Consider the following 16415-nt stretch of genomic DNA (forward strand, 5'->3'; position numbering starts at 1 on the left):
CGACGGCCCACCCACCCCCCGGCAGGCTCACCAGAGGGGATCGCGGGCTCTGGTGGGGTGAGATGCAAGGCGGAGGAGGGCGCGATACCGGAGGTATCGCAACCGACGACAACGCCGCAGATCACCCCGCCAGAGCCCGCGATCACGCGTCGAAGCGGTAGCCGAGGCCGCGGACAGTAACCAAGAGCACCGGCTCCTTCGGCGTCTTCTCGATCTTGGAGCGGATGCGCTTCACGTGGACGTCGAGCGTCTTGGTGTCGCCGAAGTAGTCGCTGCCCCACACGCGGTCGATGAGCTGTCCGCGGGTGAGGACGCGTCCGGCGTTACGGAGCAGCATCTCGAGCAGCTCGAACTCCTTGAGCGGCATGGGCGTCTCCACGCCGTCGACCTCCACGGTGTGGCGTTCGATGTCCATGCGGACCGGGCCGGCGACGACGATCCGCTCCTCGCCGGGGTCCTCCGTGCGGCGGCGGAGGACGGCGCGGATGCGGGCGAGCAGTTCACGGGTCGAGTACGGCTTGGTGACGTAGTCGTCGGCGCCGAGCTCGAGCCCGACGACGATGTCGACCTCGGAGTCCTTGGCCGTGACCATGATGATCGGCACCGATGAACGGGTGCGGATCTCGCGGCAGACCTCTGTACCGGGCATGCCGGGGAGCATCAGGTCGAGCAGGATCAGGTCGTAGGCGCTCTCGTCGAACGCGGCGACGGCGCGGTTGCCGTCTTCAGCGACAGTGACGTCGTAGCCCTCGCGTTCGAGCAGGTAGCTGAGGGGTTCGCTGAGGGCGCTCTCGTCCTCGACGAGCAGGATGCTGGTCACGCGTGTTCTCCTATCGGGGCAGTCGCCGTGAACGGCGTCCTGGCCGGGTCTGCTTCGGGGAGTCTGATGGTGAAGGTGGAGCCGCGACCGGGTTGGGACCAGACCCGGACGTCGCCGCCGTGGTTCTGCACGGCGTGCTTGACGATGCTGAGGCCGAGGCCGGTGCCTCCGGTGTGGCGCGAGCGGGCCTGATCGACGCGGTAGAACCGCTCGAACACCCTGTCGAGGTCCTCCTCCGGGATGCCGATGCCCTGGTCGGTGACGGCGATCTCGACGATGCCTCCGGTCGAGCGCACCCCGAGACCCACGCGGGAACCGGCGGGCGAGTACTGGATGGCGTTCGCCAGCAGGTTGTGCAGCGCCGAGACGAGCATCTTCTCCTGACCGACGACGTAGGCCTTCTTCATCCCGCCCTTGACCAGGGTCACGTCGTGCGACTCCGCCAGCACGTGCGTGGTCTCGAGCGCCGCCGTCACGATGTCGTCGACGCGGACGATCTCGGAGGAGCCGGCCACATCCGCGGCCTGCAGGCGCGACAGCTCGATGATCTCGCGGGTGATCTTCGCCAGGCGGTGCGACTCTTGGGTGAGGCGGTGCGCGAAGCGGCGGACCTGCTGCGGGTCGTCGGCAGCGGAGTCGAGCGCCTCCGCGAGGAGCCCGACGGCACCGATCGGAGTCTTCAGCTCGTGCGAGATGTTGGCCACGAAGTCACGGCGCACTGCCTCCAGCCTGCGGGCCTCGGTGTGGTCCTCCGCGATCACGAGCACGTAACGCGAGCCGAGCCGGGTGGCGTGCACCACGAGGGTGACCGCAACGTCCGAGAGCGGGCTGGTGGTGAGCTCGAGGTCCTGCTCGATGTCGTCGCCGAAGCGGCGCACACGGTCGACGATGGCGACGAGATCAGGGTGGAGGAGGGTGTCCTGGGAGACGAGGCCGAGCGCGATCGCGCGGGTCGACGCCGTGAGGACGTTGTGGGAGGGGTCGGTGACGAACGCTGGAGCGCCCACCGCGTCGATGATCGCCTCGATACCGTCGGGGAGGTTGACGGCTGCCACTTCCGCGGCGATCCGGCCCTGCCGGGCCGCGACGGTCAGGACGGTCGTCAGGACGACCCCGATCGCGATGCCGAGCACGAGCGACAGCACGACGATAAGGCCCGAATCCACGGACCCAGGCTAACCATCCACCGCGCGTCCCCCTACCGGACGTCGGCCGATCCGCCGCGGGACGAGTACTGTTCAAGCGCCCGGCACCGTTCGTTAACCTGCCGTCGTCATCATGACTGCGCCTGCGCCCACGGAGTGCAGTCGCAGCGGCGTGCGAGGTGCGCGCCGCAGATCCGGTGCCGTCGTCCGCGAGTGCCGTAGAGAGGGTCGATCACAAGATGCGCGAAGTTTTCCAGCAGGAGCTGGCCGAGGTCCAGGAGCGGCTGGTCGAGATCTCCGGACTCGTCGAGATCGCGATCGAGAAGGCGACCCAGGCGTTCAACCACTCCGACGTGACCCTCGCCGAGGAGGTCATCGCCAGCGACGCTCGCATCGACGAGCTGGCGATCAGCCTCGACGAGCTCGCGATCGACATCCTCGCCCGACAGAACCCTGTCGCCCGCGACCTGCGGATCGTCGTCTCCGCCCTGCGCATCAGCGCGTCGCTCGAGCGGATGGGCGACATCGCCGAGCACATCGCCCAGCTCTCGCGCTACCGCTTCCCCGACAAGGTCGTCCCGAAGAGCCTCCGCCCGACCTTCGTCGAGATGGGCCGCCTCGACGTCGTCGTCGCGCACAAGCTGACCGAGCTGCTCCGCTCGCAGGATTCCCGCATCGCGGAGGAGATCCGCGACGAGGACGACAAGATCGACGAGCTGCACGTCAGCGTGTTCGACAAGGTGCTCAGCGAGGCGTGGAAGGGCCAGGCCGCCGACACCGTCGACGCCACTCTGGCCAGCCGCTACCACGAGCGCTTCGCCGACCACGCGGTATCGATTGCGAAGAAGGTCCAGTACCTGATCTCGGGCGACTGGGGCTGAGTTCGATTGTCGGAGTCGCGCGAGCGCGACTCCGACCGCGGTCGACCCGACAAAACGGCACGTCACGCAGAGCGGGACACGAACGGCCAGAGCGAATCGCTGACACGCGATTCACCCATCCGCCTCACACCGCGCGAACGCGACTCCGACCGCGGTCGACCCGACAAAACGGCACGTCACGCAGAGCGGGACACGAACGGCTAAAGCGAACTCCCGTGTCCGCCTCGCCACACGCGCGGACGACCCGGCGATCCTCCCTCCGACCGCGGTCCGCTGATCAGACGATGCGCGGCGCACCTCGGCACCGCGCCCTGACAGACAGGAACGGCCCGCGGAGTCGAGGACTCCGGCGGGCCGTTCCTGCACGCAGAGCGGGTGCTACTTCTTGGCGCCCTGGGCGGCGACGGCCGCGGCGCCCGCGGCAGCCGCCTCCGGGTCGAGGTAGCGGGCCTCGCCGACGGGCTCGAAGTTCTCGTCGAGGGTGTAGACCAGCGGGATCCCGGTCGGGATGTTCAGCTCGGCGATGTCGGAGTCCGAGATGCCGTCGAGGGTCTTCACGAGCGCGCGGAGGGAGTTGCCGTGCGCGGTGATCATGACCGTCTTCCCCGAGGCGAGATCCGGCTTGATGTCCGACTCCCAGTAGGGCAGCATCCGCTCGATCACGAGCTTGAGCGACTCGGTGCGCGGCAGGGCGTCACCGAGGTCGGCGTAGCGCTCGTCGTGCGCCTGCGAGTACTGGTCGTCGTCGTCGAGCGGGGGCGGCGGAACGTCGAAGGAGCGGCGCCAGGTCTGGAACTGCTCGGGACCGTACTCGGCGAGGGTCTGCGCTTTGTCCTTACCCTGCAGCGCGCCGTAGTGACGCTCGTTCAAACGCCACGAGCGCTTCACGTCGATCCACAGGCGGTCGGCGACCTCGAGGGCGATGTTCGCGGTCTGGATCGCCCTCGTCTGCCGGGACGTGTAGACGATGTCGGGGTGCAGCCCGGCCTCGGTCAGCAGCTCGCCCGCGCGCGTCGCCTCGGCGACGCCCTGCTCGGTGAGCCGCACGTCGACCCAGCCGGTGAACAGATTCTTCTGGTTCCACTCGCTGTTGCCGTGGCGCACGAGGATGAGGGTGTAGGTCTCGGACATGCGTCCAGCTTAGAGGCGGCACCTGCAGCCGCGGATACGCTGGAGAGCATGCCCATCGGAGCCGTCACACGCGGAACGACGGGCACCAACCGCCTCCGCAGAGTCGATCGGCGACTGGCCGAGCTGGCGGTGCTGCGCACGACACAGGCACCCCTCGTGGTCGATCTGGGCTTCGGGGCGAGCGGGGTGACGACGCTCGAGATGCACCGCCGGCTGGCGCGGGTGGCCACGGACGTCGACGTCCTCGGGCTCGAGATCGAGCCGGCCCGCGTCGAGGCTGCGCGCCGGCAACTCGAGCGTGTCCGAGCCGGGGACACCGCGTTCCCGGCCGATGCCCGGGTGCGCTTCGAGCGGGGCGGATTCGAGGTGCCCCTTCCTCCGGGACGGCGCGCGAGCGTCATCCGCGCCTTCAATGTCCTCCGCCAGTACGAGGAGGCGGCGGTCGGCGGCGCGTGGAGCACGATGACCGACCGTCTCGAGCCCGACGGGGTGCTCGTCGAGGGCACCTGCGACGAGATCGGCCGGATCTGCACCTGGCTCGAGATCGGGCGGGAGGGACCGCGCTCGCTCACCCTGTCGCTCCGTCTCGCCGCGATCCCCTCGCCGATGACCGCGGCCGAGCGCCTGCCGAAGGCTCTGATCCACCGCAACGTCCCGGGCGAGCCGGTGCACGCTTTCCTCCTTGCCCTGGACCGGGCCTGGACGGTGAACGCCCCGCTCGCCGTCTACGGGCCGGGGCAGCGCTGGCTCGCGAGCGTGAGCGATCTGCGGAGCTCCTGGCCCGTCCTCGGCGGTCCGCGGCGCTGGCGTTTGGGCGAGGTCACCGTCGCCTGGGAGGCGATCGCGCCGTCCGGCTGAGGACGATGCGGCTGACGACGACTACGCCAGCGGCGGCAGGGACGCCCTGGCCTCCGCAGAGCCCGTGCCGGTCGCTGTCAGCAGGTCGACGACGAGCGGGCGGAGGAGGACGAGGAGCGTCTTCTCGGCCAGCCGCGCCTGAGGGATCAGCCGCTGCGGGTCGAGCGTCGTCGCGAGCAACACGAGGTCCTGACGCGCGAGGGCGAGGAGCGACGGATCGGAGACCGCTCGGCCGAGGAGCACGAGACCCGGTCCGAGAGCCGCGACGGCCGCGGCGAGCTCGAGCCGGGGCACCGAGTCGCCCACGAGGAACTCGGTGCGCCGCGCGACGATGCGGAGGTTCCGTGTCGCGAGGTCCAGAGCCCCGAGCATCGTGCTCTGGCGGGCCAGTTCGCCGCGATGGCGACGGACGAACGGGGAGATGCGGGCGACTCCGCTCGCCGAGTCGAGCGCGGCCGCCCAGCCGTCGATCACCGGCTGGGTCGCCCTGACGCGCTCCAGAGCGGCGGCTGCGGCTGCGGCGTCGCCGCGCCGGAGTGCGTCGGCCAACCCGTCGACGGTGCGGGTCAGCGCCGTGAGGAGCCGGTGCGCCTCGGATCGGGCGGTGCGCAGCGGGCGCCGAGGGACGAGCGCCGTGCACAGCAGCGCCGCAAGCCCGCCGAGCAGCCCGTCGAGGCTTCGAGTGAACACCCCTCCGTCGGGCGCGGGGAGGACCATCACCAGCATCGCCTGCGTGCCTGCGGCGACCGCGAAGCCCGGTGAGGAGGAGAGGGCACGGCCCAGCGTGACGACGACCGCGAGCACGACGGCCAGCTGCCATACTCCGCTCCCCCACAGCAGGAGCAGGATCTCGCTCGCCGTGATGCCGATCAGCATGCCGATCGCTGTCTCCGCGACCTGCTTGGGGCGGGTGTCGCGAGCGATGCCGAGGCTCGAGATCGTGACGGTGAGCGAGAGAACGGGTGCGGGATGCCCGAAACCGTAGTGCGCGACGGAATAGGCCAGGATCGCCGCGAGCACGATCTGCAGGACGGCGGGGAGCGAGGCGGCCGCTCGGGTGAGAGCCCGGCCGGGACGCAGCTCGGAGGTGCTGACGAAACCGCGCAGCCGCTCGGCCGCCCGGCCCCGCTCGACGGGACGTGCGGCCACCACGGTGTGGCCTACCTCGTGGTCGCCCCGAGGCGGGGCAGGCGGGGCACGCCCGCCTCCGCTCCGGCTCCCGGCGGAACCACGACCTCCTGCGCGGCAGCGACACGAGCGTCCCCGACGACGACGGTCAGCTCGAGGTCCACGGGAACGGTGCGCTTGACCACAGCGAGGGCGATGGGGCCGTCCTCGTAGTGCCAGGCACTCGAGGTGACCGTTCCGACCTCGATCTGCTCTCCCGCCTTCGGCGCCGTGACGGCATCGCCGTGGCGGGGCAGGACGGAGTCGGAGCCGTCGAGCTGCAGCAGCACGAGGCGCCGCGGCGGGTGGCCGAGATTGTGCACCTTCGCCACCGTCTCCTGCCCGCGGTAGCAGCCCTTGGCCAGGTGCACGCTCGAGCGGAGGAGGTCGAGCTCGTGCGGGATCGAACGGTCGTCGACCTCCGTCGCGTGGCGCGGACGCCAGGCAGCGATGCGGAGCGCCTCGAGCGCGTCGGCCCCCGCGAGCACGACACCGGCGGCGGAGGCACGCGGGGCCAGCTCGTCGAGCGCTGCACGCGGGACGAGGACCTCGCGGAGCCGCCAGTCGGCGCCCGGGTGCTCGGCGGTGAGGGCGTACTGCCAGCCGCCGGGCTGGACCTGCGCCCACGGATCGCGCCAGACCGCAGGCGCCTCGCCGAGCCCGAGCACGAAGGACAGCGCCGCGCCCTCGCCGAGGACCGCGAGCGTCGCGAACTCCTCGGTGCGCTCAGCGACCTCGACGCGCAGGAGGAAGCGCATCCGATCGAGCCAGGCCGCGAGCGGCGCGGTCTCGTCCCGGTCGAGCAGCAGCCAGGTGGTCTCGCCGTCGTCGACCAGCCGGATGACGTGCTCGATGCGCCCGGTCGGGTCGAGCAGGAGGGTCTCGGCGGAGGCGCCGGGAGACAGGCGCGAGACGGCCTGGCTGGTGAGCGAGTCGATCCAGGTGAGGCGGTCGGGGCCGGTGACGGTCACGACTCCGCGGCCCGAGAGATCGACGAGCGCGGTGCCCGCGGCGAGCGCCCGCTGCTCGCGGAAGGGATCGCCGTAGTGGGCGGCGACCCCTGGCTCGGCGGTGCTCGTCGTCGCGACGGCGCCGGCGGCGCCCAGGAGGGGTGGGTGGGCGTCAGTCGACACGGGCGAGCCTTCCGGAGGAGTGAGTGCGCAGGCCCTGACCGAGCGCGGCGATGTCCCAGGCCCAGAGGAGGTGCTCGTCGACCAGGCCGTAGAGGCGCGTGGCCGCCGCGTACTCCTTCGCGGCGGCGGTGCGCATCACGGCGTCGGTGGCGAGGTCGATCCGCGGACCCTTGACCTGGCCGAGATAGAGCTCGCTGACCCCGTCGGGATGCACGAGCGACACCTCGATGTCGAAGCCGCCCGCCGCATTGCGGAGGGTCTCGACCGATTCTGCATCGGGGAAGGCGGGAGCGCCGCGACCGGGCAGCATCCCCGGGCCCGCGTCGGCGTCGGTCAGAGCGCGGCTGAGGCGCCAATAGCCCGTCTCGCTCACGAGGGGACGATGCCCGCCCTCGCCGTCATCGTCGATGAGCCAGGTGTAGGAGCTGTAGTTCAGGTAGGGCAGCCCGTCGTAACTGAAGCTGATCCGGTGGCCGAACTCCGCCTGGACCGAGTCGTCATGGACGGCGTAGTCGATGACACCCGATCCCTCCCAGACGCCGAGCAGCCAGGAGAGCGGGACGAGCTCGGGCGGGAGGCCCGACGGAAGCGAGATCACACGGGCTCCGGCGGTGCGGCTAGCTCTGGCCGCGGTAGAGCTTGTAGACGACCACGCCGGAGACCCACACGATGGCGAGGGAGGCGAGCCCGAGCAGTCCGAGGTAGAAGAGTTCCAGGGCGAGAAGCATGCAGACATCCTACCCGCCGGAGACGGCGGCTCAGAGGGAGAGGAACGCGGCGATCCCGCTCGCGATCGCCACGACGACCATCGCTCCGACGATGCTGGTCATCGCACGCAGGAGGTAGCCGTCCGCGCGGGCGACGGCGAGCTGGGCGGCGAAGGTCGCGAGCACGCAGCCGCCGAAGGTCAGGGCGAGCCAGAGCTGCTGCGACGCCGGTGCGGCCACCGTGAGCGTCACCACGGAACCGATGAGTGCGAGCACCCAGACGACCCCGATCCCGACCCGATCCCTGCTCATCCGTCAATTGTGCCCCAGGCGGTCGGCCCTCCCGGCCCGCCGCTAGTATTGCGGGCAGACCAGTTCTGGAGGATCCGTGGCGCAGTTGTTGATACTGACCTCGGCGGGAGGCGCCGAGGTGCTCCCCGCGCTGGGGCTCCTCAGCCACCGGACCCGGCAGATCCCGGCTGAGCCGGCGCAACTCGTGAACGCTCCGAGCTGCGACCTCATCCTCATCGACGCGCGGCAGGACCTCGCGAGCGCCAAGTCGCTCTGCAAGATCCTCACGACGACCGGGATCAACGTCCCGCTCATCCTGATCCTCACCGAGGGCGGTCTCACCGCAGTCTCGGCCGACTGGGGCGTCAACGACGTCATCCTCGACTCCGCGGGCCCGGCCGAGGTCGACGCCCGCATAAGACTCGTTATCGGCCGCCTCGCCCAGGAGCAGTCGACCTCGCGCATCCAGGCCTCCGGCGTCGTCATCGACGAGGCGAGCTACTCGGCGAAGGTGCACGGGCGGCCGCTCGATCTGACCTTCAAGGAATTCGAGCTGTTGCGCTTCTTCGCCACGCACCCCTCGCGGGTCTTCACCCGCGAACAGCTGCTCAGCGAGGTCTGGGGCTACGACTACTTCGGCGGGACCCGCACGGTAGACGTGCACGTGCGGCGCCTACGAGCGAAGCTCGGCGACTTGGAGTCGCTCATCGGCACCGTCCGGAACGTCGGATACCGCTTCAACGTGTACGAAGAGGACAATGAGCGAGTCGCTCAACCTGTCCGTTGAGGATCTCGCCGATCCCGCCGTCGCCGCGCGGCTGGACCACCTGATCGGTCGCGCCTCCTGGTTCGATGGGCAGCCCCCGTTCAGTGATCAGACCCTCGTCGACGCCCGGGCGGGGTCGCGCACGCTGCTGATGGGTCTGCGCGCCGACGCGGTCGTGGCGGCGGCGATCCTCGGGCAGGGCGAGCTCGAGCTGGTCGTCGATCCGGAGTGGCGGGGCGTCGGCGTCGGCACCGCCGCTCTGGAGCAGGTGCTCGCGAGCGGCCGGACCGGGCTGCTCGCCTGGGCGCACGGCGACCATCCTGCGGCCCGCGCGCTCGCGCAGTCGCACGGCTTCGCGCCGGTGCGCACGCTCCTCCACCTCGAGCTCGACCCCCTTGCGGCACCCGAGGTGCGGATGCCGGACGGATTCGTCCTGTCGGACGGCCGCGACCTCGACCCGGCCGAGTGGGTCGCGCTGAACGCCCGCGTCTTCGCCGCCCATCCCGAGCAGGGTCGGCTGACCGAGGAGGATCTGGCCGCCCGCCGCGCGGAGCCGTGGTTCGAGGACGGCGATGTCCTCCTCCTCCGCGACGCCGACGGTGTGCTCGTGGGCTATGACTGGTTGAAGATCGAACCGGGCTCGAGCACGGGTGAGATCTACGTGCTCGGCATCGCCCCGGAGGCGGCGGGCCGCGGACTCGGCCGCGCTCTGCTCGGCGCGGGCCTGGCCCGGATGGTGGAGCGCAGCTGCACGGCGGCCGACCTCTACGTCGAGGCCGAGAACCGCGCGGCGGTCGCTCTCTACCGCTCCCTCGGCTTCACCGACGCTGCGATCGACGTGCAGTACCTTCAGCGGGCCGCGCCGATCCGCTGAGACGACGCCTCCTCCACAGGCGCCGCCCTTCGGCCGTTCGTCGAGCATTCACGATCGGCGGCGCGGGCCGGCCGGGCACGGTGCCAGGATGGTTCCATGGATGGCGACAACCTGCTTCTCGAAGACGGCCTGAGCGATGACCTCGACGACGACTTCGACGACGAGGAGGAGCACTCCGACCCCCTGCTCCCCGACAACCGCTACCTCGATCGCGAGCTGAGCTGGCTCGCCTTCAACCAGCGCGTGCTCGAGCTCGCGGAGGACCCCCTGGTGCCGGCGCTCGAGCGGGCGAACTTCCTCGCGATCTTCTCGTCGAACCTCGACGAGTTCTTCATGGTCCGTGTCGCCGGCCTCAAGCGGCGCATCCTCACGGGCCTCGCGCTGCCGACCAACATCGGCCGCGTCCCGGTCGACGTGCTCACCGACATCTCCGAGAAGGCGCACCTGCTGCAGCAGCGCCACTCCCGGGCCTTCAAAGACCTGGTCGAGCCGGCGCTGCGCGAGGGCGGCATCGACATCGTGCGCTGGGACGAGCTCAGCGACGCGGAGCGCACGGTGCTCGACGACTACTTCTCGGCACAGGTCTTCCCCGTGCTGATGCCGTTGGCCGTCGATCCGGCGCACCCCTTCCCCTACATCTCGGGCCTCTCGCTCAACCTGTCGGTGCGAGTCCGCAACCCCAAGACGCAGAAGGTCGAGTTCGCCCGCCTGAAGGTGCCGCAGATGCTGCCGCGCTTCGTGCGCATCGCCGGCGTCGCCGCCTCTGGCGAGCCGATGCGCTTCATCTCGCTCGAGGACCTCATCGCCAACCAGCTCGACGACCTCTTCCCGGGGATGGAGATCCTCGACCACCACGTCTTCCGCGTGACCCGCAATGAGGACGTCGAGGTCGACGAGGACGAGACCGAGAACCTGATCAAGGCCCTCGAGAAGGAGCTGTTGCGCCGCCGCTTCGGCCCGCCGATCCGCCTCGAGGTCACCGACGACATGGACGACGAGACCCTCGGCCTGCTCGTGCGCGAGCTCGACATCACGACGCAGGAGGTCTACAAGCTCCCCGCTCCGCTCGACCTCAGCGGACTGTTCAGCCTGCAGAAGATCGACCGTCCCGACCTGAAGTACCCCAACCACGTACCCACGACAGCCCTCCAGCTCTCGCCGAGCGAGCCGAACCAGCGTCAGGACGTCTTCAAGGCGGTCTCGCGCGGCGATGTGCTGCTGCACCATCCTTACGAATCGTTCGCGACCAGCGTGCAGTCGTTCCTCGAGCAGGCCGCGGCGGATCCCGACGTGCTCGCGATCAAGCAGACGCTCTACCGCACCTCGGGAGACTCACCCATCGTGGAGGCGCTGATCGACGCCGCCGAGTCGGGCAAGCAGGTGCTCGCACTCGTCGAGATCAAGGCGCGCTTCGACGAGCAGGCCAACATCTCGTGGGCGCGCAAGCTCGAGAAGGCCGGCGTGCACGTGGTGTACGGGCTCGTCGGGCTCAAGACGCACTGCAAGCTCGCCCTCGTGATCCGTCAGGAGAAGGGCGGCGTGCTGCGCCACTACTCCCACATCGGCACCGGCAACTACAACCCCAAGACCTCCCGCATCTACGAGGACCTCGGCCTACTGACCGCCGACCCCGAGGTCGGCAAGGACCTCACCCGCCTGTTCAACGAGCTTTCGGGCTATGCGATCGAGAAGAAGTTCAAGCGCCTCCTGGTAGCCCCGCGCCACCTCCGCAAGGGCCTGCTCAAGCGGATCGCCACGGAGACCGAGAACGCGCGCGCCGGGCGGCCCTCGGGCATACGGATCAAGGTCAATTCCATCGTGGACGAGGCAGTGATCGACGCGCTTTACCGCGCCAGCCAGGCGGGAGTCCCCGTCGACGTCTGGGTCCGCGGCATCTGCGGGCTCAAACCCGGGCAGGAGGGGCTCTCCGAGACCATCCGGGTGCGCTCGATCCTCGGCCGCTACCTCGAGCACTCCCGCATCTTCAGCTTCGTCAACGGCGGCGAGCCGGACGTGTTCATCGGCAGCGCGACATGATGCACCGCAACCTCGACCGCCGGGTCGAGGCACTCGTGCGGATCGTCGAGCCCGCGCACCTGAGCGAGATCGACGACATGTTCGAGCGGGCGATGGACGAGCGCACGGCCTCCTGGTGGCTCGGTCCCGACGGAGACTGGACCCGGCACCACCTCGACGAGGACGGCGCTCCACTCGCCGACCTGCAGAACCAGCTGATGCAGCACATCACCCACCGCAAGCGCACCGCGACGCGCTCCGCCAACCGGGCCTCCAGCCGCTGACGCCGTGACGGGCACCGTCTACGCAGCAGGGGCCGTGTGCTGGCGGATCATCGAGGGCCGACCGCACCTCCTCGTGATCCACCGGCCGCACCGGCGGGACGTCAGCCTGCCCAAGGGCAAGGTCGACGCGGGAGAATCGCTCCCCGAGACGGCGGTGCGCGAGATCCGCGAGGAGACAGGGCTCTCCGTCGCCCTCGGCGTACCCCTGGGCTGCACCGAGTACACGTTGCCCAACGGTCGCCCGAAGGCCGTCTACTACTGGGCTGCGCAGGTGACCGAGAAGGCGGTGCTCGCCTCAGACTTCCTCCCCAACGACGAGGTCGAGGCCCTCGAGTGGGTCACGCTCAAGCGGGCGAGGACCTACCTGACCTATTCGCACGACGTGGCGATCGTCGACGAGTTCGCGCGGGTCGCCGCACGGGGAGCGCTCGAGACGTTCGCGATCGTGGTGCTGCGGCACGCGAAGGCGGTGCCGGCCTCCTCCTGGGATGGACGGGACTCCACCCGCCGCCTCACCCGGCGCGGCCGGGTCGAGGCCGCCTCCACCGCCAGGGCCGTCGCCGCCTGGCGCCCGCGCCGGCTGGTGTCGAGCACGGCGAAGCGGTGCAGGTCGACCATCGCTCCGCTCTCGTCGCTCCTGAAGCGGGAGGTGCGCCTGCGCGACGAGATCAGTCTGGAAGCGCAGGAGCGCGGCACCGCCGACATCCGCTCGCTGATCGGCAAGCGCGTGCGTGCGCGGAAGTCGGTCGTGCTCTGCAGCCACCGGCCCGTGATCCACGAGATCCTGCGAGAGATCGCGCTCGCCACCGCGACTCCGCTCGGCTCCTACCTCGATGAGGCGTCGGCGCTGCCCACCGGCGGGTTCGCCGTGGTGCATCTCTCGACCGAGCATCCCGGATCCGGCATCGTCGCGGTCGAGACCCACTCGCCGCTCGCCTAGGAGGCGGTCGCCCGGCGCCGGAGCCGCCCCGTTCACCGCACGTTCACCGAGCGGACGGTGCCAGGACACGACCTCTCCGTACTGTCGCTGGCGGGCTGCACCAGGCCCGTTCTGTTTTCCATGCTTTCCTACCCGAAAGGGATTACTTGTGAGATTCTCGCGTCTCGGCCAGGCGGCCGTCGTCGCTGCCGTCGCAGCGATCACGTTGACCTCCTGCGCTGCCAACGAGGCACCGGCCGCAGGCGGCTCCGACTCCGCCACCACGTCCACGCTCTCGGGCACCATCACCGGGATCGGCTCGTCGGCTCAGGGCACCGCGCAGACCACCTGGGCCGCAGCGTTCCAGACCGCGAACCCCGATGTGACGGTCAACTACGACCCGCAGGGCTCGGGCGCCGGCCGCACCAATTTCATCAACGGCGCCGCCGACTTCGCCGGCTCCGACTCCGCGCTGAAGGAGGAGGAGCTCTCGGGCACCTTCGCCGCCTGCGCGCCCGACACCAAGGGAATCGACCTCCCGGTCTACATCTCGCCGATCGCGGTCATCTTCAATGTGGAGGGAGTCGACGAGCTCAAGCTCGACGCACCGACCATCGCGGGCATCTTCAAGGGCACCATCACCACGTGGAACGCTCCCGAGATCGCGGCGCTGAACCCCGACGCGACCCTGCCGAGCGCGAACATCACGTCGGTGCACCGCTCGGACGACTCCGGCACGACGCAGAACTTCACCGACTACCTCGCGGCGACCGCGAGCGACGTCTGGGACGCTCCCGCCGCGCAGACCTTCCCGTACCAGAGCGGAGACGGCGCCAAGGGCACCTCGGGTGTCGTCGACGCGGTCAAGAACGGCACCAACACCATCGGCTACGCCGACGAGTCCGGCGCCAAGGGCATGGACATGGCCCAGCTCAAGGTCGGTGACGCGTTCTCGACCATCTCGGCCGACGGAGCCGCAGCGGTCGTCGCCGCCTCGCCCGTCGCCGAGGGCCGCGAGGACAACGACCTCGCGATCGAGATCGAGCGCACCGGAACCGAGGCCGACGCCTGGCCGCTGGTCCTGGTCAGCTACCTGATCGTGTGCCAGGAGTACGCCGACACCGAGAAGGGCGAGGTCGTCAAGCAGTTCGCCTCGTACGTGGCGAGCGAGGACGGACAGGAGGCCGCCGCAGCTCAGGCCGGCTCCGCGCCGTTGAGCTCGGAGCTCGCGTCCACGGTCGCCACCGCGATCGAGTCGATCAAGTAGTCCGACCGGCAGGGCCCGTCTCGCAGCACCATCCGCGGGACGGGCCCCGCCTGTGCGGGGTATCGACTCACCAGGACCGTGTTCCGAGCCCTAGCATCTCCCCTGTGCGCACCGCCGAACCCCCTCGTCTGAAGAGAGTCCCCTGGAATGGCAACTGAGACCGTCGTCCGCCCGAAGGCGAAGGTGCGTGTCGGAGATCGGGTCTTCTCGATCTCGACCGTCGCCGCCGGCTCCCTCATCCTCCTCGTCCTCGCCGCCGTCGCGATCTTCCTCGTCGCGCAGTCGATCCCCGCGTTCACGGCGCCCGCCGGCAGCCTCCCGGGGGATGCGACGAGCTTCTGGGCCTACGTCGGCCCTCTGGTGTTCGGCACGATCTGGTCGGCCGTGATCGCGCTGGTGATCGCGCTGCCCCTCTCGATCGCGATCGCCCTCTTCATCTCGCACTACGCACCGCGCCGCATCGCCATGGCGCTGGGGTACGTGGTCGACCTCCTCGCCGCCGTCCCCTCCGTCGTCTTCGGCCTGTGGGGCGCGACCGTGCTCGCCCCGATGGTGCAGCCCTTCTACCTGTTCCTGAACGTGAACGTCGGCTGGTTCCCGCTCTTCAGCGGCCAGGCCTCCGGCACAGGCAAGACGATCCTCACCGCCTCCGTCGTGCTGGCCGTGATGGTCATCCCGATCATCACCGCCGTCTGCCGCGAGATCTTCCTGCAGGCGCCGCGCCTGCACGAGGAGGCCGCGCTCGCGCTCGGAGCGACCCGGTGGGAGATGATCCGCATGGCCGTCCTGCCCTTCGGCGCTCCCGGCATCGTCTCGGCCGCCATGCTCGGCCTCGGCCGCGCGCTGGGCGAGACGCTGGCCGTCGCGATGGTGCTCTCACCCGCGACCGTCGTCTCGTTCCTCCTGCTCACCTCGCAGAACTCCAACACCATCGCCGCGAACATCGCCCTGCAGTTCCCGGAGGCGAGCGGCGTCGGCGTGAACGTGCTCGTCGCCTCGGGCCTCATCCTGTTCGTCATCACCCTTGTCGTGAACTCGGTCGCGCGGTTCATCGTCAACCGCCGCAAGGCCTTCTCGGGAGCCAACTGATGTCCGCCGCCACCACCTCGATGCCCCTGTCCCTGCAGACGGGTCAGCTGCCCAAGGGCGCCCCCTGGATGCTGCTGGTGGGCAGCTGGATCGTCTTCGCCGCGGTCTTCCTGGTCCTCCAGGCAGCCGGAGCGATGAACGACTTCAGCCTCGTCGGCGCGATCTTCTGGGGCACCGTCCTCTTCGATGTGGCCATCTACGTGGTGTCCCGCCTTGTCGAGGGCGGCCGCAAGGCGATCGACCGCCTGGTGACCTCGCTGGTCGCGACAGCGTTCATCATCGCGCTGCTGCCGTTGATCTCGCTGCTCTACACGGTGGTCTCGAACGGACTCGCGCGCTTCGACCCGCTGTTCTTCTCCTCCTCGATGCGCAACGTCATCGACGCGGGCGGCGGCGCCCTGCACGCGATCGTCGGAACGCTCGAGATCACGGCCATGGCCGGACTGATCTCGGTGCCGATCGGCCTGCTCACCGCGATCTACCTCGTCGAATACGGCCGTGGGCACCTCGCCCGCGCGATCACCTTCTTCGTCGATGTGATGACGGGGATCCCCTCGATCGTCGCCGGCCTCTTCGCCTACGCGCTCTTCGCCCTGATCCTCGGACCCGGCGTACGGATGGGCTTCGCCGGCTCCATCGCCCTGGCCGTGCTGATGATCCCCGTGGTCGTCCGCTCCTCGGAGGAGATGCTGAAGCTGGTCCCGAACGAGCTCCGCGAGGCCTCGTACGCGCTCGGTGTCCCGAAGTGGCTGACCGTCGTCAAGATCGTCCTGCCAACCTCCATCGCCGGCATCACGACGGGCATCACCCTGGCGATCGCCCGCGTCATCGGCGAGACCGCTCCGCTGCTCATCGTCGCCGGCTTCACCGCCTCGATGAACTACGACCTGTTCAGCGAGCGCATGATGACGCTCCCGGTGTTCGTCTACACGCAGTACGCCAATCAGGGTCCCGACGCGGAGGCGTTCCTCAACCGTGCTTGGACCGGCGCGCTGGTCCTCATCCTGATCGTCATGGCGCTGAACCTGATCGCCCGCCTCATCGCGAAGATCTTCGCGCCCAAGCTC

15 protein-coding genes and 1 pseudogene are annotated in these 16415 nt (G+C 69.8%); 9 read left to right on the forward strand and 7 right to left on the reverse strand.

The genetic code is table 11. The features are described from left to right. Positions 1-142 precede the first annotated feature (142 nt). Together ACH61_RS09525 and ACH61_RS09530 are read right to left on the reverse strand one after the other, a co-directional pair. Entirely contained in the window at positions 143-820 is a 678-nt protein-coding gene (locus tag ACH61_RS09525; protein WP_068211565.1) for a response regulator transcription factor, read from the reverse strand. Next, positions 817-1986, reverse strand: a complete 1170-nt coding sequence (locus ACH61_RS09530) for a sensor histidine kinase (RefSeq protein WP_068211568.1) — start codon at positions 1984-1986, stop codon at positions 817-819. Before ACH61_RS09530 ends, ACH61_RS09525 begins: the two co-directional genes overlap by 4 nt. A 218-nt stretch (positions 1987-2204) precedes the next feature. Here ACH61_RS09530 and phoU point away from each other — a divergent pair, with 218 nt between their 5' ends. Then, a complete protein-coding gene (gene phoU, locus ACH61_RS09535) occupies positions 2205-2846 on the forward strand; it encodes a phosphate signaling complex protein PhoU (RefSeq protein ID WP_068211577.1) in 642 nt (213 codons plus the stop codon). Between the two features lie 378 nt (positions 2847-3224). On the opposite strand, the gene ACH61_RS09540 is transcribed toward phoU, so the two are convergent. Next, positions 3225-3977: a phosphoglyceromutase gene (locus ACH61_RS09540; protein WP_068211580.1), complete on the reverse strand. Its 753-nt coding sequence runs from the start codon at positions 3975-3977 to the stop codon at positions 3225-3227. 48 nt (positions 3978-4025) lie between these two features. Between ACH61_RS09540 and ACH61_RS09545 the strand changes: the two genes are divergently transcribed. Further along, positions 4026-4835, forward strand: coding sequence for a methyltransferase domain-containing protein (locus ACH61_RS09545; protein ID WP_068211583.1), 810 nt, complete (start codon positions 4026-4028; stop codon positions 4833-4835). A 21-nt stretch (positions 4836-4856) separates the two neighbouring features. On the opposite strand, the gene ACH61_RS09550 is transcribed toward ACH61_RS09545, so the two are convergent. From ACH61_RS09550 to ACH61_RS09565, 4 genes are all read right to left on the reverse strand, one after another. After that, complete coding sequence (locus ACH61_RS09550) at positions 4857-5987, reverse strand: FUSC family protein (protein ID WP_082845165.1); 1131 nt, start codon at positions 5985-5987, stop codon at positions 4857-4859. An 8-nt stretch (positions 5988-5995) separates the two neighbouring features. Further along, a complete protein-coding gene (gene ygfZ / locus ACH61_RS09555; RefSeq protein WP_082845166.1) occupies positions 5996-7135 on the reverse strand; it encodes a CAF17-like 4Fe-4S cluster assembly/insertion protein YgfZ in 1140 nt (379 codons plus the stop codon). After that, entirely contained in the window at positions 7125-7733 is a 609-nt protein-coding gene (locus tag ACH61_RS09560) for a nitrobindin family protein (protein WP_068211587.1), read from the reverse strand. The genes ygfZ and ACH61_RS09560 overlap by 11 nt, the downstream gene beginning before the upstream one ends. 160 nt (positions 7734-7893) lie before the next feature. Continuing rightward, positions 7894-8154, reverse strand: coding sequence for a hypothetical protein (locus ACH61_RS09565; RefSeq protein ID WP_068211590.1), 261 nt, complete (start codon positions 8152-8154; stop codon positions 7894-7896). 76 nt (positions 8155-8230) lie between these two features. Between ACH61_RS09565 and ACH61_RS09570 the strand changes: the two genes are divergently transcribed. The 7 genes and pseudogenes from ACH61_RS09570 to pstA all read left to right on the forward strand — a co-directional run. After that, a complete protein-coding gene (locus tag ACH61_RS09570) occupies positions 8231-8920 on the forward strand; it encodes a winged helix-turn-helix domain-containing protein (RefSeq protein ID WP_068211593.1) in 690 nt (229 codons plus the stop codon). Next, positions 8892-9773 carry a mycothiol synthase gene (gene mshD, locus ACH61_RS09575; RefSeq protein WP_068211596.1) on the forward strand — a complete coding sequence of 294 codons (882 nt, stop codon included), beginning with the start codon at positions 8892-8894 and terminating at the stop codon, positions 9771-9773. The genes ACH61_RS09570 and mshD overlap by 29 nt, the downstream gene beginning before the upstream one ends. Before the next feature lie 96 nt (positions 9774-9869). Further along, positions 9870-12073 (forward strand): annotated as a pseudogene (locus ACH61_RS09580) (RNA degradosome polyphosphate kinase). A 4-nt stretch (positions 12074-12077) separates the two neighbouring features. Continuing rightward, positions 12078-13013, forward strand: coding sequence for an NUDIX hydrolase (locus tag ACH61_RS09585; RefSeq protein ID WP_068211599.1), 936 nt, complete (start codon positions 12078-12080; stop codon positions 13011-13013). A gap of 148 nt (positions 13014-13161) precedes the next feature. Next, positions 13162-14259, forward strand: a complete 1098-nt coding sequence (pstS, locus tag ACH61_RS09590) for a phosphate ABC transporter substrate-binding protein PstS (protein ID WP_068211602.1) — start codon at positions 13162-13164, stop codon at positions 14257-14259. A gap of 147 nt (positions 14260-14406) precedes the next feature. Beyond that, entirely contained in the window at positions 14407-15348 is a 942-nt protein-coding gene (pstC, locus tag ACH61_RS09595) for a phosphate ABC transporter permease subunit PstC (RefSeq protein ID WP_068211606.1), read from the forward strand. Further along, a partial coding sequence (gene pstA / locus ACH61_RS09600) for a phosphate ABC transporter permease PstA (protein WP_068211608.1) occupies positions 15348-16415 on the forward strand: 1068 nt, incomplete at its 3' end. The genes pstC and pstA, both read left to right, overlap by 1 nt.

This window comes from Rathayibacter tanaceti (assembly GCF_001634385.1).
In the GTDB taxonomy this organism is placed as follows: Bacteria; Actinomycetota; Actinomycetes; order Actinomycetales; family Microbacteriaceae; genus Rathayibacter; species Rathayibacter tanaceti.